20 protein-coding genes and 1 pseudogene are annotated in these 23774 nt (G+C 43.7%); 5 read left to right on the top strand and 16 right to left on the bottom strand.

Annotation, left to right across the window (positions count from 1 at the left end):
- Positions 1-330: 330 nt before the first annotated feature.
- Both A7325_RS04150 and A7325_RS04145 read right to left on the bottom strand, forming a co-directional pair.
- On the bottom strand, positions 331-978 hold the full coding sequence (locus tag A7325_RS04150) for a DedA family protein (protein WP_068404913.1): 648 nt from the start codon (positions 976-978) through the stop codon (positions 331-333).
- Positions 979-1042: 64 nt separating this feature from the next.
- On the bottom strand, positions 1043-1744 hold the full coding sequence (locus tag A7325_RS04145) for a hypothetical protein (protein ID WP_068404911.1): 702 nt from the start codon (positions 1742-1744) through the stop codon (positions 1043-1045).
- Positions 1745-2054: 310 nt separating this feature from the next.
- Here A7325_RS04145 and A7325_RS04140 point away from each other — a divergent pair, with 310 nt between their 5' ends.
- Positions 2055-2981, top strand: coding sequence for a bestrophin family protein (locus A7325_RS04140; protein ID WP_068404910.1), 927 nt, complete (start codon positions 2055-2057; stop codon positions 2979-2981).
- A gap of 113 nt (positions 2982-3094) precedes the next feature.
- On the opposite strand, the gene A7325_RS04135 is transcribed toward A7325_RS04140, so the two are convergent.
- Positions 3095-4609, bottom strand: a complete 1515-nt coding sequence (locus tag A7325_RS04135; RefSeq protein ID WP_197488869.1) for a di-heme oxidoredictase family protein — start codon at positions 4607-4609, stop codon at positions 3095-3097.
- A gap of 168 nt (positions 4610-4777) precedes the next feature.
- Entirely contained in the window at positions 4778-6502 is a 1725-nt protein-coding gene (locus A7325_RS04125) for a chromosome condensation regulator RCC1 (protein WP_068404904.1), read from the bottom strand.
- 386 nt (positions 6503-6888) lie between these two features.
- On the opposite strand from A7325_RS04125, the gene A7325_RS04120 reads away from it, so the two are divergent.
- Positions 6889-7641 carry a hypothetical protein gene (locus A7325_RS04120; RefSeq protein ID WP_068404903.1) on the top strand — a complete coding sequence of 251 codons (753 nt, stop codon included), beginning with the start codon at positions 6889-6891 and terminating at the stop codon, positions 7639-7641.
- Between the two features lie 19 nt (positions 7642-7660).
- On the opposite strand, the gene A7325_RS04115 is transcribed toward A7325_RS04120, so the two are convergent.
- The 11 genes from A7325_RS04115 to otsB all read right to left on the bottom strand — a co-directional run bounded on the left by A7325_RS04115 (position 7661) and on the right by otsB (position 20300).
- A complete protein-coding gene (locus A7325_RS04115; protein ID WP_068404901.1) occupies positions 7661-8668 on the bottom strand; it encodes a glycosyltransferase family 2 protein in 1008 nt (335 codons plus the stop codon).
- Between the two features lie 71 nt (positions 8669-8739).
- Positions 8740-9960: a hypothetical protein gene (locus A7325_RS04110; RefSeq protein WP_068404899.1), complete on the bottom strand. Its 1221-nt coding sequence runs from the start codon at positions 9958-9960 to the stop codon at positions 8740-8742.
- Positions 9960-11318, bottom strand: coding sequence for a glycosyltransferase (locus A7325_RS04105; protein ID WP_156508495.1), 1359 nt, complete (start codon positions 11316-11318; stop codon positions 9960-9962). The genes A7325_RS04110 and A7325_RS04105 overlap by 1 nt, the downstream gene beginning before the upstream one ends.
- Before the next feature lie 62 nt (positions 11319-11380).
- Positions 11381-13033: a glycosyltransferase family 2 protein gene (locus A7325_RS04100; RefSeq protein WP_068404895.1), complete on the bottom strand. Its 1653-nt coding sequence runs from the start codon at positions 13031-13033 to the stop codon at positions 11381-11383.
- A 558-nt stretch (positions 13034-13591) separates the two neighbouring features.
- Entirely contained in the window at positions 13592-13795 is a 204-nt protein-coding gene (locus tag A7325_RS04095; protein ID WP_068404893.1) for a CsbD family protein, read from the bottom strand.
- 267 nt (positions 13796-14062) lie between these two features.
- Positions 14063-14746, bottom strand: coding sequence for a glycosyltransferase (locus A7325_RS04090; protein WP_068404891.1), 684 nt, complete (start codon positions 14744-14746; stop codon positions 14063-14065).
- Between the two features lie 24 nt (positions 14747-14770).
- Positions 14771-15556 (bottom strand): class I SAM-dependent DNA methyltransferase, encoded by a 786-nt coding sequence (locus tag A7325_RS04085; protein ID WP_082894277.1) that lies wholly within the window; start codon positions 15554-15556, stop codon positions 14771-14773.
- On the bottom strand, positions 15540-16361 hold the full coding sequence (locus A7325_RS04080) for a PIG-L deacetylase family protein (RefSeq protein ID WP_068404938.1): 822 nt from the start codon (positions 16359-16361) through the stop codon (positions 15540-15542). Before A7325_RS04080 ends, A7325_RS04085 begins: the two co-directional genes overlap by 17 nt.
- Before the next feature lie 55 nt (positions 16362-16416).
- Complete coding sequence (locus A7325_RS04075; protein WP_376784485.1) at positions 16417-17586, bottom strand: acyl-CoA dehydrogenase; 1170 nt, start codon at positions 17584-17586, stop codon at positions 16417-16419.
- Positions 17587-17634: 48 nt separating this feature from the next.
- Complete coding sequence (locus A7325_RS04070) at positions 17635-19302, bottom strand: alpha,alpha-trehalose-phosphate synthase (UDP-forming) (RefSeq protein WP_068404889.1); 1668 nt, start codon at positions 19300-19302, stop codon at positions 17635-17637.
- The gene (gene otsB / locus A7325_RS04065; protein WP_068404887.1) at positions 19299-20300 is read right to left on the bottom strand and encodes a trehalose-phosphatase; all 1002 of its coding nucleotides are present in this window, start codon (positions 20298-20300) and stop codon (positions 19299-19301) included. Before otsB ends, A7325_RS04070 begins: the two co-directional genes overlap by 4 nt.
- Positions 20301-20547: 247 nt before the next feature.
- Between otsB and A7325_RS04060 the strand changes: the two genes are divergently transcribed.
- A complete protein-coding gene (locus A7325_RS04060; RefSeq protein WP_068404885.1) occupies positions 20548-21675 on the top strand; it encodes a M14-type cytosolic carboxypeptidase in 1128 nt (375 codons plus the stop codon).
- 208 nt (positions 21676-21883) lie between these two features.
- Here A7325_RS04060 and A7325_RS04055 read toward each other — a convergent pair whose 3' ends face one another.
- Positions 21884-22789: a LysR family transcriptional regulator gene (locus A7325_RS04055; protein ID WP_068404936.1), complete on the bottom strand. Its 906-nt coding sequence runs from the start codon at positions 22787-22789 to the stop codon at positions 21884-21886.
- Between the two features lie 208 nt (positions 22790-22997).
- Between A7325_RS04055 and A7325_RS04050 the strand changes: the two genes are divergently transcribed.
- Together A7325_RS04050 and A7325_RS13675 are read left to right on the top strand one after the other, a co-directional pair.
- Positions 22998-23387: a RidA family protein gene (locus tag A7325_RS04050; RefSeq protein ID WP_068404883.1), complete on the top strand. Its 390-nt coding sequence runs from the start codon at positions 22998-23000 to the stop codon at positions 23385-23387.
- Between the two features lie 177 nt (positions 23388-23564).
- A pseudogene (locus A7325_RS13675) lies at positions 23565-23774 on the top strand (helix-turn-helix domain-containing protein); the annotation flags it as partial.

Here is a 23774-nt window from a genome sequence, read left to right as displayed (position 1 = left end):
GATTTGACAATAAAATTATAAAAGCGGTGAGCTTCTAAATTGGCTTCCATAAGATGTATTTTAAATGAATGTTTATAAATAAGCGAATTATTTGAGCAATATTTGTTCATGCTTTTTATACTGATGAGTTATAAATTTAATTAGGTGTTCTTAAGATTTGATGCACTAGAAAAGAGAGGAGTAAAGACTTTAAGAATTAAGATTTAAACGCTGAGATAAGCATTTTAGGAGTTGAAAATTCTGCTCCAAATTAGTGAAGCTAAGTAGTTATTAAACTTAGCTATTATATTAAGTTGGGTTAGTATTGTAAGAGTTATAGGCAGTCTATATTCAACGCTGATCGGAATTTTTGTCATTATTGCTATTTTTTCGATAAGACAGACGACGCTTGATGAGTAAACCGATAATAACAACCACGATTGATACACCGATGACCTTAGAATAGGGGGCTAACACGCCTGCGACAGCGTCATAGTTTTGACCCAAGTAATACCCAGCTAGTGCCAATATCGCGGTCCAAATGCTGGCGCCTAAAGCGGTTAGCACCAAAAACGGTAATAACGCCATTTTATTCATACCGGCAGGGATGGAAATTAGCGAACGCACGCCCGGCACCATACGCCCAAAAAACACTGCCATTTTGCCATGTTTGTCAAACCATGCATTGGCATCGGTGATGTCAGTAGGTTTTATAAACACGTATTTGCCGTACTTTTCAGTGAACTCGACCAAGCGCGGCTCATCGAATTTATGACCCAAATAGTATAAGGGTAGCGCACCCAGTACCGCGCCAAGCGTCCCAGTTAAAATGACCAAGACAATGCTCATATCGCCTTTAGAAGCGGCGAAGCCAGCAGCGGGCATGATAACCTCAGATGGAATAGGCGGGAAAACGTTTTCAGCAAACATGGCAAATATAATGCCAAAGTAGCCAAACTTTGCCATGATGCCGAGTACCCATTCACTCATTTGGTCCATAGAATTCCTAAATAATTGACAAATTGATGGCTGTCAGTTTATAACAGCCATCAGCTGATAAAAACTATCGACTGGTAAAGGTAATGGTTTTAGTGCCGTTTGTAGACGGCTGGCTAATCGTTACTTTGCTATCCAGAATATCACCGCGCGCATTGATTTTATAGCATTCTGACGAGCTGCCGTTAGGATCGTTACTGAGTAGTAAGTTAGCCGAGGTTTCTATACAAAACCACGCGGTATTATTGCTGTCTCGGCTCAAAGACCAATCTTGATTATAAGTGCCTATTTTTTGTCGCATGCTTCTATCGGCATAGACATCTTCAGTAATCAATTTGCTTGATGAACCAACCGTTGCCATTTTGGGAATGGTTGTGGTCTGATTAGAGATCGAGTATTTACCTGAGCTGTCAGTGAAACCATGGAATACCAATGGATTAAGGGTAAAGTAATTAATGGCGACTGATTGATCAGTGACTTGATTGTTGACTTTATTAATGGTATTTACTTCAGCGCCTTGGACTTGTTTATTGTTAAATACCATGCTGCCTTTGGGCGTGACTTTGATGTCAGCAGAGGCTTTTTGATTGCCGACGTTCGCCACTAGGCTTTGACTGCGGGCTTTGGTGTAAATATTGAGCATGGCTGCTTCGACGGGATATTGAGTGACAATATTATTTGAATTGCCCGGCGTACTGCCACCGCTCATACCACCTGCACAAGCGCTTAAGCCCACCGATACCGCGACAAGTAATCCTAATTTTTTCATGGTGTATTCCCTCGATTTATTTGAGTTTTTTTATTTAAATAATTATTACCTGCCTACTATAATCGAATTTTCAAGCGCTGACAGCTGCCGTGTATCCTTGTACCTGCTATCCTTACATCATTATAACAACCGATGATTTTGTAGAAATTTATTGAATAAGTACGTAGTAAAAATTTTTAGCCAATTAAAATAGGATAAATCGCTGTTTTTTCTGCTCATACCTCTTTAGTCTGTTATCATTTCGTCCTGTAAAAACGCTAGTTTTACTCTATAAGTACCAATTATAAGCATCATTCGTTAGGACGTTAAAATGATCGTCAAGCAAAAGCCAAGCGCCATCAAACTGCTTTTTACCTTGCGTGGCTCCATTCTGCCCAAGGTCTATCCGCAGATTTTGCTCATTAGCTTAATTAGTGCCTTTATTACCAATATTCAGCACGGATTTCCCAGCTCTTTTTCTTCTTATAGCGTCGCGCCGTTTACCTTGCTTGGTATTGCTTTATCGCTGTTTCTAGGTTTTCGCAATAACGCCAGTTATCAGCGCTGGTGGGAAGCTCGTGGGCTATGGGGTCAGTTGGTCTATGATACGCGCAGCTTTACTCGTCAAGTGCTGTCTTATATAGATGATGAGGGTGAGAAAGGGCGCGATAGCCAGCGCCGACTGGTGTATCTGAGCATCGCTTTTACTCATGCGCTGCGTCATCGATTGCGTGACAGTGCGCCTTGGCAAGATGTTGAGCGTTTTGTTGAGCCCGTTTATCATACCAGCATGCAGCAGGCGCAAAATTTACCGGATTATCTGCTGCGTCTGCTTGGTAAGGAGCTTGGCTATTGTCGGCAGCAGCGCTTGACGTCAGATCTTATGCTGCAAAATATGGACGAGCGCATCAATTCGATGACGGTGGTATTATCCGCCTGTGAGCGTATTCATAGCACGCCATTGCCGTTTGCTTATACGTTACTGGTGCATCGCACGACGTATTTGTACTGCTTTATGCTGCCTTTTGGTCTGGTTTCTTCTTTAGGCTGGGTGACGCCTTTGATTTGCGGCGTTATTGCTTATACCTTTTTTGGTTTGGATGCGCTCAGTGAAGAGTTGGAAGAGCCTTTTGGGCTGGCTGCCAACCAATTACCGCTGACCGCTTTATCCAGGAATATCGAGATTAATTTGCTAGAAGCCTTGGGTGAAACCGAGTTGCCGCCAAACATCATGGCTAAAAACGGCTATTTGCAATAATCTTTTTATCATAAAATGAGTATGGCAACAAAATTTATGCTATTAACATTTACGTCATAAAAAAGACCACTCGATTGAGCGGTCTTTTTCATTTTACCTTGTCATCATTACTATTAAATGCTGTTTAAAAAGCTTAGCAGCGTTTGTTGTTGCGTGGCAGGTAATTGTCTAAAGCGTGTCTTGGCGCTTTCTGCTTCACCGCCATGCCAAAGTATTGCTTCTGTCAAACTGCTGGCGCGACCATCATGCAAAAACCGTGCTTCTGGGTCACGTGCGACAATACCAATGCCCCACAATGGCGGTGTACGCCACTCATGACTTTCGGCATTCTTTTCTTTGACGCCGTCATCTAAGCCTTTGCCCATATCGTGCAGCAATAAATCGGTATAAGGGTAAATGGTTTGCTGGGCGAGCAGCGAAAAGCGCACACTCGTGCCCGTTTTTTGTTTTGGCGTATGACAGCTCGCACAGCCCAATTGGGTGAACAGCTGCGCGCCTTTATTAAAGGTCGATAAATCAGCCACTCGGCGCTCAGGCACTGCCAAGGCAGTCATAAAATCGGTCACCGCATCCAAGCTGCTGTCTGAAACCTCAGGCGTGCCGCCATTGGGCGCTGTCCAACAAATCGGCTGATTGGCTGTGCAATTGGGATCCATAAATACGGAAGTGGTCAAACCCATATCTTGTGACATGGCATTGGCGTTTTGGGTACGCAGGCTTGAGTTAATCGCCTTCCAACCAAAGCGGCCAATGCGCCGCTGTTTGCCATCCTGTACCCAATGTACGCGCCCACTGATGCCGTCGTTATTGTTATCGTCAGGGTCAGCTGCCGCAATGATATCCGCCTCAGGAATCAAGTCGAGCAAACCCATGCCGACCAATTGCGGTGAGATACGCCCACTGATAGCGGTATCTCCCAGCGGCTGATTGGGGTCGGTTGCGCTAAAGTTAAACTGGATACCGGTAGGTTGGTTGCCATTACTCGCTGTGATGGTGTAGCGCATTTTACCTTCGGCTGCGATGCTGGCATCGATACTTTGATGTTGCATTTGCTCGCCGTAATAAGTGTGCGCAAGCCCTTGTTTATTGCCGAGCCTAAATAATATAGCGTCACTTAGCTCGCCATCTGCCGCATAAATGGGTTTGCGTCCTTCAGCACTATGGCACTGGGTGCAGGCATTGGCGTTAAATAAGGGGCCAACGCCATCAAAGAGCACGCGACCCTGGTTGGCTGGCGTCCATTCGGTGATAAAGAGCTCACGACCTGGCGATACGCCGCCCAAGGCACTGCTTGGCAGATTGGGCATAATCTGTAAAAATGGCCTTGAGATATCGGCAGCGATGGTCGCGTTGCCACCGGCTGGTAGCCAGTTGCTATCAGTTGCAGGATTGTTCGGGCTGTCTGGGTTGTCAGGTGAAGTTGGCGGCGTAGGCTGGCTAGGTAAATTCGGGGTGTTAGAGCTGTCATTGTTTGAGTTATCTGAAGCGTCTGAGCCGCCACATGCACTTAGTAATAAAGTTGCCGTTAAACAAAATAGCGCACGGCGTATGACGGGGAATAAAAGAGGAGAGGGAGCATTTGAATGGTTTAGTGAGTAGCAGTTTGGTGAGTGAGGTAGTAGAGGCATGGTAAGACCTAAAATGGCTAAAAATATCATTTATTAAATTATGAAAAAAACACCAAAGATGAGTAAATGGAAATTAACAAAACCGTAATTTAACAAGGGCAACATGAATTTGGCTGCCCTTGTTCACTACATTTGCTATTACATACTCATGTTAAAGATAAGTCGCGTTTATAGCTGGCTTGGTAAATTGACTGGCATCGGGGTGTTATACATCCAAACGTGGGTAGTGTCTTTATTACCGAGTGAGCCCTCAAAGCTCCAACCCCATGTAAAGAGTTGACCGTCTCTATGCGAGGTATTGGTATTAGTATTGGTATTTTGCTGCAGAGGTTTTTCATGGGCGATCAAGTGCATGACGCCCATCGCCATATTGTCGATATTTTTTAAGTTAGGTAATTTATTGGTCGGCTCATCTAAATCCTTATAGACAGTTTTGCCTGCGCTATTTGTTTCCCCAAACATACCCCACGCATAAAGGATACCGTCTGTCGCTGAGCCATTTTCTGTTGTGCCATTGTTCGATGGCACATCGTCCAGCAGCGCATAGCTGGCATTGCCATTGGCATAGATACGACGAATATTTTTATCAGTAAACCATGGCAGTTTGGTTGGCTTAACAATGGTGCTTTTCCAAGCGCTTTGAGTGCCTTTGAAATGCTTACCGTTATAACCTATTTGGCTACTGGCATTGAGCCCCCAAGCGTAGACCGCTTCCTTATTGGTTAGCGCCAATACATGGTCACGGCCAGCGGTAAGTTGGGTTACTTTTTCAAGGCCAATGTTTGGGTCAGAGGCAAGCTGAGGAGTAGGGGTGATAGAGTTAACAAGGTTAGCGTCGGCTATGAGGACATTAATGCGAATCGGCGTTGCGTTGATATTGACGCAATTATTGGCTTTATTACATTCTTGACCGCGACCTAGATTGGCATAGGCGTCGCTGCCCCAACCCCAAACTTGACCTTTATCATCTAACGCGTACGAGCTATTGGCACTGGCCACCACTTGCACAATATGACCGATGTCAGCGGCTGCTGAAAAATCAACCTTAACCGGTGTGCTGCTATTTATCGTTGTAGCATTACCAAGCTGACCTTGGGTATTGGCGCCAAACGCCCACACGCTGCCGTCTTTGGTAAGTACTAAGTTATGCTTATATCCTGCCGCTACCATCACCGCATTGTCAATACCATCAATGGCACCGATATCTAGGCGGCAATCTTCTGTTTTACTACAGTCATTGCGACCGGTGTTGCCGCGTCCTAATTGCCCAGAAATATCTTCGCCCCAACTATAAACCTGACCTTTAGCATCTAGCGCCAGCGAATGATTTTGGTTAAATTTAATAGACACAAGGTCTTTTGGTGCACTGTGCATCAGCATGGGAGTATCTGGATGACCCATGACGTCAGCAATTTTTGTGGTCATTCCCAGACCGGTTTGCCCATAATTATTGCGCCCCCAGCCATACAGCTGTCCATCGCGCAGAGCAGCTGTATGTGAGCCACCTGCGGCGACAGTATCGCCCAAATACACAGTTTTGATTGAGCGCATAATGTTGCCAGCATTATCTGTAGCTTCTAAGGTGATTTTATTGCTACCTAATGCCAATAAAATACGTGCGTTAAAATCTCCATTTGTATCGACGTTTAACGTTTCCACTGGCTCTTCGTTGCGCTTATAAGTCAGTGATTTGATGCCACTGCTATCTTGCACTTGCCCAGAAACAAATATTGCCGCCACCGCGCTATAGCCATCGGTAAAGTTGCTATCAGTGGTCAAAAGTGGCGGCGTCCCATCAATGATTGTGGTGTCATCAGAATCATTGCCACAAGCAGTTAGCATCAAAGTCGCGCTGATAAGTGCCACTACTTGGCTAAGACGGGATAAGCGCATAAAAACCTCAATAAATGATCAATAAAAGAATAGGTGTTTAAATATAGGAAATAGCAACATAGCGTAAAATGGGTGTAACTATGGATGCGAATAATATTACAAATGATAATTATTATCAATATATAAATAAAAATGTTGATTTGATGGATTGAAGATAAGTGTTTTTTATATAAGGGTAGTTAAGGGTTTTAGAAAATGAGTTTTAAGGTAAATAGTCAATGCAATCAATACAATGAATATTATTTTTGAATAGGCTTTTATCTATGAAAAAGTGAGGTATATTAAGGTAGAAAGATAAGTCATTTATACAGACTTGAGTTTTTGAAAATTTGTTCGATAACAAATTATTAATATCGCAATAACCAGCCCCTAATTATGAGGATAATTTGAATAAAATAAGCAAAGAAGCCGCTGCATTTACAGCCCTGCCACTCAACATCCAAACCGCGTTAAAGCAAAATAAACGCATCGTCTTTATCGCCAATAACCCTTCTATTTGCACTGATAAACTTGAGCAGTTATTACGCCCTGACGATGTTTTGGTGTTATTTAACCATTTTATTAATGCTGATTTTTTTGCCAACCACCCGCTTGCCAGTAGCCTGCCTAAATTGTTATTTTTTCGCCAAATTGGCGATAGTAAACTGCATTTTGGTTTGCCACCAAGGAGCAACAATGTCGCGGTGATGAAGCGCATGGCAAAAGCGGCACCATTAGGTATTTTACTGAGCAATCAGTCTTATCAATTTCCTTTGCCCAGTGATGACCCAAGTCCCGATGATGACCCGATTGATGATGATCGCATACTGACGTTGCCGCCAGTAGTGCAAGTGTTATTGCAGGATACGGCGCATCATAGCGTGTTATCGGAGCGCCATCCGGTCGTTGAGGACTATCCTTACTTTACAGATATTCACTCTTCAGCCCCTTCGTCAGGATTTTTGTTGTATCGTTTGTTATTAGCGGCGCGAGAGTATGTGCAGCTGCTGCAAAAAGCACCGCTACCGCTGCAATTATTAATGATAGGTTTTAATGACAACGATAAAACCGCGCTTTTTTGGCAAGGGCATAATTGGGAATTTGAGCGCCGTGAAATGAGTTCTCCGCCGCCAGAGGTAGAGATCATACGCCAGTATTAAGCAAGGAAAGATTGGTAATTTAAACATAAGCGGCATCGGCACAATAAGCCAGCTCTATCTCTTTACTGCTAGGCTGGCGTAACAGCGTAATTGAATTTGATTGCTCGTGCGTCCAATCAATCAATCCCATTTTGCAGAACTGCTCAAGCCAGCCGTCCATCGGCCAGCATTGCCATTTTTGATAAAAACGATTGGCATTGACGATAATGCTTTCCAAATGATTGAGAGGCGGGCGATAGACAGCGTGCTGCTGATGATAAACAAGGTCGGCGGTCAGATAAAAAGCAATATCTAACTGACGGGCAGTAAAGGCAAAGTCGGTATCTTCTGCGCCATAACCGGTGTACTGCGTATCAAAACCCCCTATTTGCTCAAACTGTTCACGTTTAATCGCAAAGCATAAACTCCAAAAAGCGCCGTAATCATCCGTTTTTTTAATAGCTGTCGGTACTGCCTCAGTAGACATCGATTGTTTCGCATCGAAGTTATCGCGATAAGGATTATAAACCGACAGATGATTTAAGTAATCATTAGTCAGCGCGCCCTTTTGCAACGCCAAGCTTTCCTCGTTTGATAAAGGTCGCGTCAAATAGCGCGGTTGTCCCATCAGTAGAGCATTTGGATACTGGCTTAACTTTGCGCTTAGTTGTTCAATAAAGCTCGGCGCTACGATGCAGTCAACGTCCAAAAATATCAGCGTGTCATGGCTGGCACGCGCGGCGCCAATATTGCGATTATGACCGATATCAAATTCCGTTTTGTCCGATTTTTCTAACGTTTGATGGTCTGCGCTGTCCACTAAACCTGCGCTCGTCGGAATCTTGACAATGTTTAAAGCAAAATCAGCCAGACGCTTAGGGTCGGCATCATCATTGACAATAATAACTTCATCGGGCTGAACGCTACCATTCGCAAGGCTACTGAGCATATTATATAGGTGGCGATTACGTCCATAACAAGTCGTAATCACCGTTACCGGCACATGCTCAGAAACCTCATTGGGATTTGTGATGGGTTTTACGGTCATTGTTTGTCAGTGCCTCTCGTATTAATTTGGCTTTTATATTTTTGCTGTGACGTTATTGATAGTCATTGCTTTTAACGTTCAGGCTCTAAGGCAAGCTGTGGCAGCAACCATTGTTCAAACCAAGATTTAGTCGTTCGATACTTGGCCGTACTCTGCATAAACGCTTGGGCTGTAGGTATAGATTTTTGCTTAAGCGTTGCACTAACACGCTTTGATAAGGAATGGGTTTGAGTGGATTGGTTAGCCGTTTCTCCACTTAGCTTATGTTTGCCGCTTGCATTTATTAACGCTTTAAATTGCTGCCAACTTAATGCCCGTCCTTGGGCTATCAACACCTCTGCCATTACCTCTTGCTCTTGGTGCGGGCGGTCGTCAGGTAGGACGACCAGCGGCGTCGCATAATCATAGGCTTGGGCGACGGCATTTAGACCGCAAGCCATCAGTAGATAATTGCTATGTTCGATAAATGGCGTCACATCATTTACGTCGGCTGCGATGTCAACATAATGCCGTTTATCATCGTCGATAGGACCAAGCGATATAATAAAAGCATGTGGTAAAAGCTGCCGCAGCTCGGGCAGTTTTGCATCAATAGCTTGATGCCCACCATAGCCTTTAATGACGGTAACGGTAGTTGACGTATTTTTATCTTTATCACTTAACATCAAAGAGAGTGCTTTTTTATCAGTGATCAGCTGCATTAAGTCTTTTATAAAATCTTGGTAAGTTTGCGCATTTTTTTGCTGAGTGTTGATAAAATCAAGATAGAGGGTTTTTTGACTTATCCATTCAGGAGTTTTAGTAGATTCTAATGTGCGAGGATAGGGGGCAAGCAAAGCAAGCGCACCAGCGAAAGCGTTTAGATGCGGCACATCATCGCGAATACCTGGCAGTCTGACATAAAGGTAAGGAACGCTGGCGGCGCGGCATAGCATGGCGACTTCAACACTGACATCAATAATCATCAAATCAATGCGGCGCTGATAAATCGTATCGAGTATTTTATGGCTGCGCTGCCGAATATCGCTATTACCCACGGGCGAATAATGCAGGCTGGCTGGTTGCCAATTTTGTCCTGCGCGCCCAGCGAGTACATCATCTGCACGTTCATCTTCGGCGGGTAGTCGTACAACTTGCGCTTCATCTATAGCCGCAAACGTATAGGCCTCAGAGGTTACGCTAGTAAATACCGTTAATTGCTGTCTTGCTTCAGTGGGTAATAAGGCAGCAAGCTTATCGATTTGGCGGCAATGCCCTGAGCCGTGATGATGAGCGTAATAACCAAGCCGCATTAACCTCGCTCCATTATGTTATTTAAGCGACTGCTTGAACCGATTATTGACTCTGCTTTTTTGTTTTTGCCATTTCTGTGGTTAAATGAATTCGGTTTTAAATGTGCATCTGTTGGAGCCTCAACGCCTTTTTTCTGCTGAATCTTTTTCTGCTCGCTTTCTGCTACTGCTGCTTTATACAAGTCTAAATAGCCTGCTACCATGGCTGCTACGGAACAAAACTGTAAGGCGCGTTCTCGGCAGGCTTGGCGTGAGATGCTCTTAATCTTAGTAAAGCCTTTGATAAAAGCGTCTTTATTTTCCTTAGCGACGATAACGCCAGTGTTTGGTGTAACAATCTCAGCGCTAGCACCGACATCAAAGCCAATCACTGGCGTACCGCAGGCTAGGCTCTCAGCCAGTGTCAAACCATACGGCTCATCCCATGTGCTGGTAAATAGCATGGCAGTCGCTTGACAAAGGTAGCGATTTACCTCGTCTTTAGTGACATGACCGACATAATCAAACAGTCTTTGCGCGCCATTTTCACCATCTTTAGCCAATAGTGGTGCGACTTGCTCATCAAAATACGCTTCGCTGCTTTTGGGACCAGCAATGATGAGTTTTTTCCCAGCTTCCATACAGTATTGCATGGCCAAATGCGTGCCTTTTTCAGGGCAAATACGTCCGAACCAAAAATAAATTTCACCATTTTCACGGGTAAAATCATTTGCAGATTTAATATTGGCGTCAAAGGATTTTACATCAATGCCGTTATAAACCACTTCTGATGGCACAAACTCAGAAAATAGCTGCTGTTGGTGTTTACTAATAGCGGTAAACTGGGTGGTTGTACCGTGACGCAAGGTCAATAGCGCCAAACGCAACTGCGGGAAAATAGGCGTATGAAAGGTAGTAAAGAACCGCGAGCCAAACGCTTGACCGGTCATCATCGGGATATGATGCAGGCTGTGATTATGCACGATGTCAATCTCACCATGTTCATCGCGCTCGATAATATCGCGTAGCACATCCTGATAGACCAAATACTGATACATCTCCTCGCGGCTCATACCTAAAGTCTCATGCTCATTCCGATAGACCATCTTATCAAATGCTTCTCGGGTTAGCATCGGGACGAGGCGGGCCTGCGTTTGACTGTCTTGATGCGCATAAAGCAAAACCTCGTGACCTTGGGCGACAAGCTCATCACATACAAGCTGGGTAATCATCTCAAGCCCGCCAGCAAAGGGCTGCGCAATAGGATATAAACAATGAGCAATCATCGCAATGCGTAAAGGTTTCTCCACTAACAGGGCAGGGCGTTCAGCAGTATTATCAATAGCATCTATAAAATTAACAGGGTCAGCAACGGGCATAAGTACCTCAAAGTAAAACGAGCGATTATGGTAAATAAGTAAAAAAAGCAGTTTTAATAAAATCAATGCCTAAAGCTAACCATTAAGAATTGATAATCTTTTTTTTCTTCAAATGTCGTATGCATTTCAGGTTGCAGTGGTTTTAGCTTTTTGGTGGGTTTGCGAGGCTGACTAGTAGCCAAGGCAACCGTAGGTTTAGACTTAATGCTAATGGTGGACGGATTTTTCTCAAGAACCCTAAAGTTATCAAATGCCACTTTCGCTGCGCCGATTTTTAATGTACAAATGATCAAAGCACAGATAAATAATAGCGGAGAATAAAGCGGCGAAAACGGTGCCACTATAACGGCAGTGATGATGTTGAGTAGCAAAATAAGCTTGGGTAACGCCACTACATTTGCACGACGTAATGAGCTTTGAGTACGAATGTATTCTTGCTTTGGCGTGCAGACAAAGGGCTTTTCGCTACCCCATAACACGGGCAACCACGATAGTGCTCCAAGCTCCCAAAAGTTCAGATGCATGAACCATGCCCTGACACGCATTTTGATACTAGACTCATGGTTTTGACTGAGCTGTTTATTCAGTGGCGCTTTATCCTGTAAATATGCCCATAATCGCCTTATGATAAAAACGCCATAGCTGGCATAGACTAAGTACAAGGGCGTGAGTAGGGATATATCAGGCGTGGCGTCCGAAAGTTTAGCTTTTAGAAGTGCATAGCCAAGGATAAATAAGGTCGCTATCTGCAAAAAAATAAATAAACCGGTGAAGTTTATCCAAGCGCTTAGCTGAGATAAATGCGCACGCGCATATCCTAAACGTTCACCCTTATTTTTTATGTATTGGCTACTGATAGCGGATGAGTTAAAAGAAATAATTGGGTGGCTTATTTGTTCAACCGTTTGTCGCGTACTTAATGATTGAGTGTTTACGGTCTCTTGGGGGTTGGTTGGCCATGCTATCGAAAAATAGTTGCTTAACACCTGCATATTGCCATAGATCCAGCGCCGACGTTGACACATCAGATCATTTAACGAGGTAGGTAATAGGCCAGTCGCAATGACTTCTGGTATGAACTGACTGCGAAACCCTCTTTTATGCATCAATACACCCATTTGTGCATCTTCGGTAATCGAGGCACCTGACCAACCGCCTAAGCTCAAAAGATCGGAGCGACGTATCACCGCATAAGTGCCTGTTGATAGTGCACGCTTACGATTAAAGGGACGGTATAAATGATGATTAAAATAATGGTTAAGCTCGCTGTGCGTGTCCAATTGCCCAGCACTGCGGTAAAACTGTGGAAACTGCAAAAGCGTATGGTTTGGATATTGCTTAATAGCATTGGCAATAGATATTCTTGCATGCGGAAGTGCTTGATAATCACTATCGACCACCACAATGTGTGAGCAGTCTGGGTTCATAAGACCCAACGCCAAATTTAACGCGCCTGCCTTAAAACCTGCTACCGCGTCGATATGATAAAAACGCACATTGAGTGCTGGATCTAGACTGGCGCAAAAAGCGGCCAAAGGCTGATATAGCGAGGTGTCTGTGTTGTTGTTATCAATAATAAGTATCTCATCAGTCGCCTCTTTAACAGCCAGCAAAGACTGGATAGTCGCAATCACCAGTTCTGGTGGCTCAGACCGTGTCATTAACTGAAAGCTAAGAGACGCAGAAGCTAAAAGATTTTTTTTATGAATTGTCATGGCTTATCCTTAGGCACATACGACGGACGAGAATAGTGAAAAAGCATGAATGAAAGACACATGCGAAAAACGAATGTATTAATAGTTATAATGTAGTAGTTATTATTGTCTTTTTGATTACCCGTTAAATAGTAATATAAAACTCAGTAACCTTAAGACTGTTAAGTGTTGGTAAATATTTAATAGTGTAATACTACGTAATTTATACAGCCGATTTTATGGCTGTCAGTACGTAAAACACGATTTAGAAGAGGTTTGTGTTACTGGACGAGTAGCAAAATTTCCGAAATATAGTGACTTAATAACCTCAAAAAATTTTTAGGAAAAAATGACAAGGGTTTAAGAAAAGGAAAAGAGAAGTAAGGGAAATGTGACGAAGAGGGTAGTGTTAAATCATAATCGGTTATGAATTTTTTAAAATATAATGAACTTTATAAACGATAAAAGCGCATTAGACACTTATAGGTAAAAACCCACCATGCCTAATACGCTTTATCATCAATAACTAATAAGTCTTAAATGATATTTACATCTTAAAATTAATCTTAAAATCTAAGACTAGTAGTTATTACTGCTGCGCCAATCGTCAACTTCACGTTCGGCATCTTCTTTACTATGGCCATAACGTTCTTGGACGCGGCCAACCAATTTATCGCGGCTGCCTTCGATGTGCGTGAGATCGTCATCGGTCAAGTCGGCCCATTTCTGTTTTACTGAGCCTTTAAGTTGGTTCCAATCACCTTTTAGCGTATGTTCATTCATAGTGGTATTCCTTTTCCTATTATTAGATTACATTAATTTTTTTAGAACCCATTAATTTGCTTTGTTATATTTCTCACTTATGGGTTATCAGCAGGCACAAGTCCTTAGCTGACAAATCTAATATAAACATGGATAATTGCGTTGTCTGTAGCCCCGATGTGTAGAGTGTTACCCAAATCTTAGCGATAGATTCATTGTGTTAGCAAGGTATACGCGGTGTCATAAATGCACTATTTTCATAAAATTTGTCACACTTTTTAAAGCAAATTACTGTGAATGGCTGGTTTCTAAGTTTGCTAAAAATGCGGCAAACCCTTCTGCCGCTCGCGCTTGTAAGCGGCTGCTAGTAATGACCCGAACGCGATTGCTCCAAGTGATAGCAAAATTTTGCTTCTCAAATTTTTTAACCAAATCGACATCTTCATGGCAAGGCAGGGCAGCAAAACCGCCAACAGCGAGATACGCTGCACTACTAAAGCTCAAATTTGCCCCATGAATATGGCGATGTCCCATCTTATCTTGATAGTGAGCGATATAGTCTTTGCGGGTTTGGGGCGTTAAATGCGCCCAGTCATCAACGCTCACAACGCCGCATATCATAGCAGTCGGCTGATGGTTAATATGAGCGATTTGCTGCGTTAGCCAATCTGCTGTGACAAGCGAATCAGCGTCGGTACAGGCAAGCCAAGTCGCGCCAGAGGCAATCGCATGACGAATGCCCAAATCTCGCACTTGCCCCACGCACCGGTAATCACAGCATAAATAATCCACACCAGCGTGCTTGACCAATGTGAGTGTGTCATCGCTACAACTGTCGAGCACCACGAGCACAGTGGCGGTAATGGTAGAGGGCAGCTGCTCAATGGCAGTCTGCACCGATGCCAAGCATTTAGAGATGGTCAGCGCTTCGTTATGAGCAGGAATGACGATAGCGATATTTGTAGTATTCATGCATTTTATTCGGCGGATTTAACGTTAAACCAAGTTTTCTTGCATAGCCACCGTTTCTACCGAACGTTGCCACACATCCAATAAAAAATCGCTATCGACGACTTTACTTTGATGGGTAAAGGTAGGGTTTTGACTATCAACTTGCTGTATTTGCGCAGAGTTTACGTCGTGACTTATTGTATTAAATGCGCGGTGCAGACGTTGGTGTACCGTTTCACCCGTCATGGTAAAGCCATCAATGTCATAGCGCCAATGACAGCATAGTAACGTGCCGCCTACCGCAATATTTTGCTGAATCCAAGCGATGACGGTATCAATATCATTTGCCGATAAATAATATAAAATTTCACTAATCACAATTAAATCAAAATGCGATTTCGCAGTTGGTAATATTTTAGGAATGATACCCTGTATGACCTTTACATGCCTGACATCTGCCAAACGCTGCTTAGCCAGTTGCACGGCCTGTTTATTACCGTCGATGCTTACCAAGGTCTGACAACGGCTGGCAAGTAGGGCGCTAAACACACCGTTACCGCAGCCTAACTCGATGGCATTGGTATATTTTGCTTGTGGCAACGCCGCTAGACACATATCGCGTTTGCGCTTTTCATACCAGCGGGTCTGATACTGCCACGGGTCGCTATTGTCGTTGTATAACGCGTCAAAATAGCTTTCTGAGTAAGCAGTGGCTGTCGTCTCTTTTTCACCATTTGGCAAATCAGTATGAACAGTACGTAAGTCGGTTTTAGACACCTGAAAATTACCGACCTCATGCATTGGCGGTGTCAATTTAAGATTGTGGCTCATATAAATAAACTTCCCAAGGTTGGCTAATTCTAGCGATGGTTTGAGCCGATAAAATAGGCGGGTTGCCTGTGCTTTCATCAACGGTTATTTGGCTTTTGAAGCAGGCGATAGCCTCAGTTTTGCGCTGTAATTGCTCCGGTGTCAAATCCACTCTGAGCGCGCAGTGCCAAGGAATACGACTATCGGCAGGTTTTGCCCAATGCCACGCCCAAATCAACACTTGATAACAGGCGAGCTGATGCTGCTTAGCGAAAGCGGCGACTACTTGTCCTGTTGCTTCATGATCGGGATGACCATCATGTACAAAAGGCGTGATTAAAATATCGCCCGTCTGAATAAGAGCGGCCAATTTTTTATAAAATTGATACTTTTGGTTAAAGACGTCGCCATCGGTTAGCGCTAAAGACATACACGTCACCTGCTGCGCAATGCCTAACACTTCTAATGCCGCTAAGCTTTCTTGCGGACGGATAGTATCAAGCAGGCGCGGCGGATAAATCTGCGAGTCAGGGTGACTTTGCGTGCCGTTGGTCACGTGCACAAGGACGATAGGATTGCCGTTGGCTGCCAATCGTTGCAGCAGTCCGCCGCAGCCCAATATCTCATCGTCAGGATGCGGCGCAAATACGCAAACGCGCTGCTGTGGCGGGAAGCTTTTTGCTATATCTAGTCGAGGTAAGTCGCGCAGTCCCTGCCAGTTTTGCCAAGCATCGGCGCTAGTACCATCGCCTTCAATGATACGGTCACCGACAATCGGATGCTCAGGCTTGACTAAGTGCGCTAAGGGTGCTGAGTGCGCCGACATCACATTATGGTCTGTTAAGGCTTGCGTATTATTTTCTGCCTGATGCACATGATGGTCAATAAAGTCTCTTGCCATACTTACTTTGGGGTTTACAGTTGCCATATATTGTCCTGCCTGTCAAATCACTGTTTGTGGCGCGGTCTAAAGCGCTAGATAACTCGCCGATTTTTTGTAAATCAAAGGCACCATGACTTTGACGAATAAATACCGCCAAATCTGCGGTTAACCTCGCAAAATGGGCATTGCCACAAAATGGCGCGGCCCCTAATGCTTGTCCGACTGTTTCCATCACTTGGCGCGCTACTTGCTCAACATTGGCGCGTAATTGACGGATAGCAAGTTCATGGTTTTGTTGTGGCTCACTCTCTATTAAGTTAGCAACATGATAAAAATACTGCTGAGTAACGGCCAATGCTGTGCTGATTTGACCCAAATACATGGCTTTATAGTCATTGGGTTTATGTTGATAAGCAGTTATTAAATAATTGGCAATGCACGCGGCCGCACCGTACCAGCAAGCGGCAACGCCTGCCGCGCCATGCCAAAATCCTACCCTTTCTAAATACGCATTTGGCGCACCTACATTAATGGCGTCTACCTCATGGAACTGTATGGTTGCCGTATCAGTGGCTTGCATGCCAATCGCTTGCCAAGCATTGTTATCAATATCAATGCCTGATTGGTGCATATCCACCATCAATAGTTGCGCTTGTCCCTGCTCATCGCGATAAGTCATCAGCCCATAATCCACGAGGTTGGCGCCTGAGCACCATGCTTTGCTACCACTGATTTTGTCCTCTTTATAGCGTATAGGATTCGGATGTCCTTCTGCTGCCCAAACCGCCCATAAGCCTTGAGGCGCTTTATCGTAGCCGACTTCATGCAAAATACTTAACGCATCTAAATGCGATTCAAACCATTTCGCAAGCGTTAAATCTAGGCTCGACACGTATGCCAAGACTTGCCATCGAATCAAGGTGTTAGACTGATTTGGCTTGCTTGCTTGTTTATTGTTTTGAGCGTTCGTCGTATCGCCTTCGCTTATAACATTTTCAGCACCGGCACCGGAAATAGCCCCAGCGCCACTAGCAGGGTGGGGGATTTGGTCGCTATAGCCGACTAGAATCGTTAATATCTCACGGCGCAATTTATCGGTCATAGCAAAACTGCCGATCGTTTGGTTTTCTGCGCGTATAGCGTCGTCTATAGCAGATTTTATATTTATTAATACAGCGTTTTTGGCATCGGGCACTTGCATACAGTCTCCTAATTATTATGAATCAGACATTTGAATGGCATCAAAAGTGCCATCATCTGCTGACCGTTTTTTATTATCATATCGGCCTTCTAAATATAAATCGTCTAAAAAGCGTTGCTGCCAAGCGTATAAATCATCTTGATGTAGCCCTTGTAGCAATGCTTGATGACGCAACTGCCGCTCTTTTAATGGCATCGTCAAAGCCGTCCTTAGTCCTTCTATCATACTCGTGGGCTGATGCGGATCGACAATGACCGCCGCTTGCATTTGCTCAGCGGCTCCTGCGTAACGCGAGAGCATGAGCACGCCCGGATCATCAGGATTTTGCGCGGCGATATATTCTTTAGCAACCAGATTCATACCGTCTTTTAAGGAGTTGACCCAGCCGATATCACTTTGCCAAAATGCGGCCATCAAGGGCTCATGGTTTAAGACGTTTTCGCTATATTTAATCGCTTGCCAAGCACCGTTGTTAGTTGAAAATTGCTGATTTATATCACTGACTGTTTGTTTAACTTCCTGATAAAGCCGTTGATAAGTTGGCAAATCTAAGCGACTAGGACAAGCGATTTGTAATAATTGCAGCTGTTTTTGATAGCTTGGATAATGCTCTAAAAAGTCACGATAGGCTGAAAAACGTCTTAATAAGCCTTTTGAATAATCAATTCTATCTACCGCGATAATTTGTTGTGTCGTCGTCTTGTCAGTTTTTTTATATACATTATGCTGAGTCAAATGTGCAGGTAAAGACGAGGCTAACTGACTGACCTGCTGCTGGATCCTTGCGACATTAATACCGATAGGATAGGCATTAATCAATAAAGAATGATGAGGTTTAAAGTCTAAATTAAGCGTTAATGCTGTCCCAGATGAGCGGTAAGCATGAGCAAAAGATTGGTTTTTTTGTAAGACATTGATGGGGGTAAGTCCGACATCGCTGTTTTCTGCTAATGTATCTTCCCTTACATTTTCTTTTACCAAACTGTCTTCGCCTAAGCTTGCTTTTATTAGACTGTCTTTTAAATAATGCTGGAAAACATCAACGCAATTGGTGCATCCTTGCTGGGTTTGGGTACCGAGCACATCATAATGCGCCAGATGATGAATGAGCTCAGCGCTTTGCTCAAGCTGTTGCCAAAAATCCAGCGCCACAAAGGGAATGTGTAAAAAAAGCCCAATGCGATTGTTTATACCAAGCTTTCGGCAATGATACGCCACACTTAAAAAGTGATAATCATGGACCCAGATGACATCGTCAGGCTGGATGATACTTTTTAATTGGCGCGCAAATAAACGGTTGACCGCCTGATAGCCCGCATAATCATCTGCAGCTTGGCTGATAAGCGCTGTTTGCTCATGCAGTAGAGGCCACAATACATTATTGGCAAAACCGCAATAAAAATGCTGATACTGCTGGGTGGTAAAAGCGGTGGTCATATAAGTGATTTGTGTGGCACGGGTTTTTGCCTTGCTGCTCGCCATAAAGCGTTGTTGAATACTGCTAAATGTATTGGCGGCGTCGGTGTTATTGGCGTTGTTGTCATTGACGACTTCGCCATTCCAGCCCATCCAGATGACTGATTTGCCGATTAAGACGTCTTGCAATGCGACAGCAAGCCCGCCCGCCATAGGGTGGTTATCGGGCATCTTTACGCGGTTAGATAAGACAATTAAGCGGCTCATGTCAGTGGTCTCGTGGTATTTTTTGATGGGTGTCGGTCAGTGTCTGTTAGTAGCGAAACTCGCTCTGTTAAACCAGGTAACTTGGGAGATAAGGTTGGGCGCTGTTGGCAAAACTTCAAAAAGCTCTCAAGCAATACCGTGACCTCAAAAATATTATTGACATAGTAATGCGCAGACGTTGGCTCAGTGCCGTCATAACCTACTTTCATACCCATACCTTTTATGGGTGGTTTAGAATCCTCTCGTGGTTCGTTATTTTGTATAAAGCGACTTCTTTCTGTCATGTGCTTGTCGCCTTGTACTGCCATAAATCCTGTTTCATCGGTGATGTCGTCGCCAATAAAGATAGGACAAAGCCTATTGTTAGCCTGAAATTTTTTTAGTAAGGTCAAAATCGCACTGCCTTTATCAGCACTTTTGGGCGCGATTTCCCAGACATATTTACCTTGTTTTACTATCCAATCGCCATGGTTTTTTACGATTGTGGTTATAATGCGATAAGCGATATCGGCTAAGGCGGGATTTTGACGATAATGTAGGGCAACGGAGTAGGGCTTGTCTTCTATGATAAAATCGTCATAGCGCAAGCAAGAGCGGATAAGCGCTTGTTTTATAGCAGCAAGCTTAACGCTGTCGACGGATGAAACGCTCATATTATTATTAGATTCGTTATCTTCAAAGTCTATTTCTAGTCCATGCGTTGCGGCGATGGGTAAGCTTAGCGGCGCCAGCATTTGCTTTGCTTCGGCTAGACTGCGCCCAGTAACAGCAGCGATTTTGACGCCATAATCTTGTATGTTTTGTAAAAGTGTTAAAGTGGTAGCGGGGATAAAGCTGTCTTTCGGGTTCAAGGTGAAATCAGCAAGCGTGCCGTCGATATCTAAAAACAAGCAGTAGCGCTGCTGATGAGAGAGATAATCAGCGAAGTGATTTGGCGCAACGTATATAGGACATCTGATAAGGGCGCTATTTGCTGGGACGCTTCTTCCTGAAGTCACATGTTATCCTTATTTTAACGTGTCAGTTATATGATGCTCTAAAACGGGTATCTTTTAATCGAAGTTAAGCAATTAAGGCTAAGTCATTAAAGTTAAGTAAATAAAAATTATTAACGAAGCTTAGTAATTAAGCTTCCTCATAAGTTTGCCATAAAGTCCATCCTACTACGATGGACAAAATATGGTATTTAGTATAAGTTTTTTTAGTATCTGTCTTTTAATTTACAAAAACCATTAGGAAAAGATTATGCATATCAGCGCAAATTTCGATGCCGGTAATATTGAGGTTATCAATGCAGAAGATCAAACCAACATTCAATTGGCGATTCGTCCAGACGTGGGCGGAGAGTTTTTTCAGTGGTTTAACTTTCGTCTATCAGGCGAAGTTGGCGAGCAGTACGTACTCAACATTACGAATGCAGGGAAGGCGTCCTACCTTGCAGGCTGGGAGGATTATCAAGCGGCGGCTTCCTATGATCGCGAGTATTGGTTCCGTCTGCCAACCTCTTATAAGGATGGTAAGTTGACGATAACGGCAGAGCTTGCGTGCGAAAGTATTCAAATTGCGTATTTCGCCCCGTACAGTTATGAGCGTCATCAAGACTTGTTAGCGGCGGTGCAAGTGCATCCGCTCGCATGTTTAGAGCATTTGGGCGAAACGCTTGATAAACGCGACTTAACCTTAGTAAAAGTAGGTGATGGTGATAGCAAGAAGCGCAGTATCTGGATTACGGCGCGCCAGCATCCGGGCGAGACAATGGCTGAATGGCTGGTTGAGGGGCTATTGAACAGTTTGTTAGACGAGGATAATGCCACGGCTAAGTTGTTATTGGAAAAAGCCAATTTTTATATTGTACCGAATATGAATCCTGATGGTAGTGTACGCGGGCACCTGCGTACCAATGCGGTAGGGACGAATCTAAACCGTGAATGGGCAAACCCAAGCTTAGAAAAAAGCCCTGAAGTATTTCATGTCATCAATAAAATGCAAGAAACGGGTGTGGACTTGTTTTATGACGTGCATGGCGATGAAGCGCTGCCTTATGTGTTCCTTGCCGGCTCGCAGGGCACGCCAAGCTATAACGACCGCCTTGCCCATCTACGTGATAAATTCTCAGAAGTCTTAACATTGGCCAGTGCCGATTTTCAGTCTGAATTTGGTTATGACATTGATGCGCCGGGCACAGCAAACATGACGATTGCCACCCACTGGGTAGCCGAGCGTTTTGATTGCCTTGCCAATACCTTAGAGATGCCATTTAAAGAGAATGCCAATTTACCTTTTGAAGATACAGGTTGGTCACCTGAGCGCTCTATTAAATTAGGAGAAGCTTCATTGGTCGCTATGCTAGCGGTCGTTGATGAGTTGCGTTAGTCATAAACTTTTTGTGAGTTAATCAGATGGTTTCATGACAATAATTTAATAGTGATGGTTTAATTGGCAGGGTTGAATTGCTTAGAGCAGCGGCTTAAACGCTCAGTTTTTAGCTTTTGCTCTAGGCAATTATAAGGTTATTAAATGGCGGGTAGCAGTAATTTTGCATTCTTATTTATAAAATATAACACCGATTATTTTCTATAGACTACATCAGATAATGATTTTGCACATAGTCAATGCATAGCTCATAAAAAGCTTGAGCAGCCACAGAGATGGTTTTGTCCGCACGTTTAAAAATACCAATTTGTCTGTCTAAAGACGGCTCCAGCAACTTTATCCAGACCAGCTCGGGCTCATTAGCTGGGAAAGCCAGTTTTGGTAGGGTAGTGATGCCCAAATCATTCCTTAATAAGGAAAACAAGGAGGTAATATTTTCTACTGTATAGCGCGCTTTACGATTTAGGGCTTCAGCAGGCGTGTTTTCAAGTAATCTACAAGTGCCATTATAAATAAAGGGCTGCGACATCAGTTGTTGCCAATGTAATCCTGACGTTTGGTTTGACTCGCCGTTTTTGTTTATATGGTTTAACTCATTACTTTTTAAGCAAACCACGCCAATAGGGTCTGATATAAGCGGCGTAAAATCAATGTCAGTTTGGTCGATACTGGTGCAATTGCCCAATGCCAAATCTACTTCACCCGTCAGTAAGCGATTCGCCACCCCCACCGCATTATCGTCTATCAAGACAATTTCGATATCAGGATATTTTTTAGAATAAGCAACCAAAACGCTTGGCAGCAGCTTTGTGACCAGTGATGGTACGCTTGCAATCCTAATCTTACCTTTTTCTCCAGCTGCAATCGCTTGCAAATCATCTTCCAACTTTTGATAAATGCTCAGGAACTGCTGAATTTTGGGCACACAGCTTTCGCCAAACGGCGTCAATGTCGCTTTATTGCCAACTTCAAATAAGCTTTGGTTCAATGTCTTTTCTAGCTCTTTTATCGATGCAGATATAGCCGCTTGCGAGCGATTGGCGCGACTGGCAGCTGCACGAAAACCGCCTTCTTCTACCACGATTAAAAAATGACGTAATTGTTGTAATTTCATAATGTTGGCTACCTTTATAAGCGCTGCTGACTGTTTAATTTTATGCACTTTCATAACGTCATGAACCGTTAAATTAATACAAATCTAAGTGATAGATTAAATCTATCATATCTAATATTTAATTAGTTAGATTTATCGTATGTAAATGGGTAGCATAAGGATTAGAAATAAAGGATTGATAAAGCCATCTAAGAAAAGGATTGAAAAAATGAGCACTCACTCAACCAAACAAGCGGTTCATACCGCACTTTATGCCTCAAAATCGCCACTTGAGTGGGCAATCACCAATAATGGCACGTTATACACCGCGCAAATTCCTATTGATGGAAACGGTGAGGTAGTCGCAGGTGGTATCGAAGCGCAAACCCGTCAAACCCTTGATAATTTAAAGCACACCTTAGAATGTGCTAACAGTAGTATGGATGCGGTATTACAAGTGCTCATTTATGTCACTGACCGCGACTATCTAAAAACCGTTAACCAAGTCTATGCAGAATATTTCAAGGCGCCTTACCCCAACCGCGCAGCTTTAGTCATCTCAGGCTTGGCACGAGAAGAAATGCTGGTCGAATTGGTCGTTTACGCGGCTGTGCCTTAAGATTAAACGCTAATTTATAAGCGTTAGACGGTTTTTATCACTCAATTTCATTGTATGTTTTCTTAGATTAACACATGAAGTGCAATACCAAATGCAAGGTGAAAAAAAGACCTAGATGCGCTAGCATCAAAGTTTTTATCCACCGACCAAAGTGAGATTGCAACCATGAGCTATACACATCTAAGCCTAGGTGAACGATACCAGATTTATGCCCTTAAAGGGGCAAAACATAGTATTAATTTTATAGCGAGGGCGTTAAACAGAAGTCCCAGTACCATATCAAGAGAGCTTAGACGCAATAAAAGCCTACGAGGTTACCGAGCAAAGCATGCTAATAACAAGGCTTGTGACAGACGGGCTAACAACGCCACAACTATTGTGGCTGAC

The sequence above is a fragment of the Psychrobacter sp. SHUES1 genome (assembly GCF_001652315.1).
GTDB lineage: Bacteria > Pseudomonadota > Gammaproteobacteria > Pseudomonadales > Moraxellaceae > Psychrobacter > Psychrobacter faecalis.
This window is presented reverse-complemented; position numbering and strand designations above follow the sequence as displayed.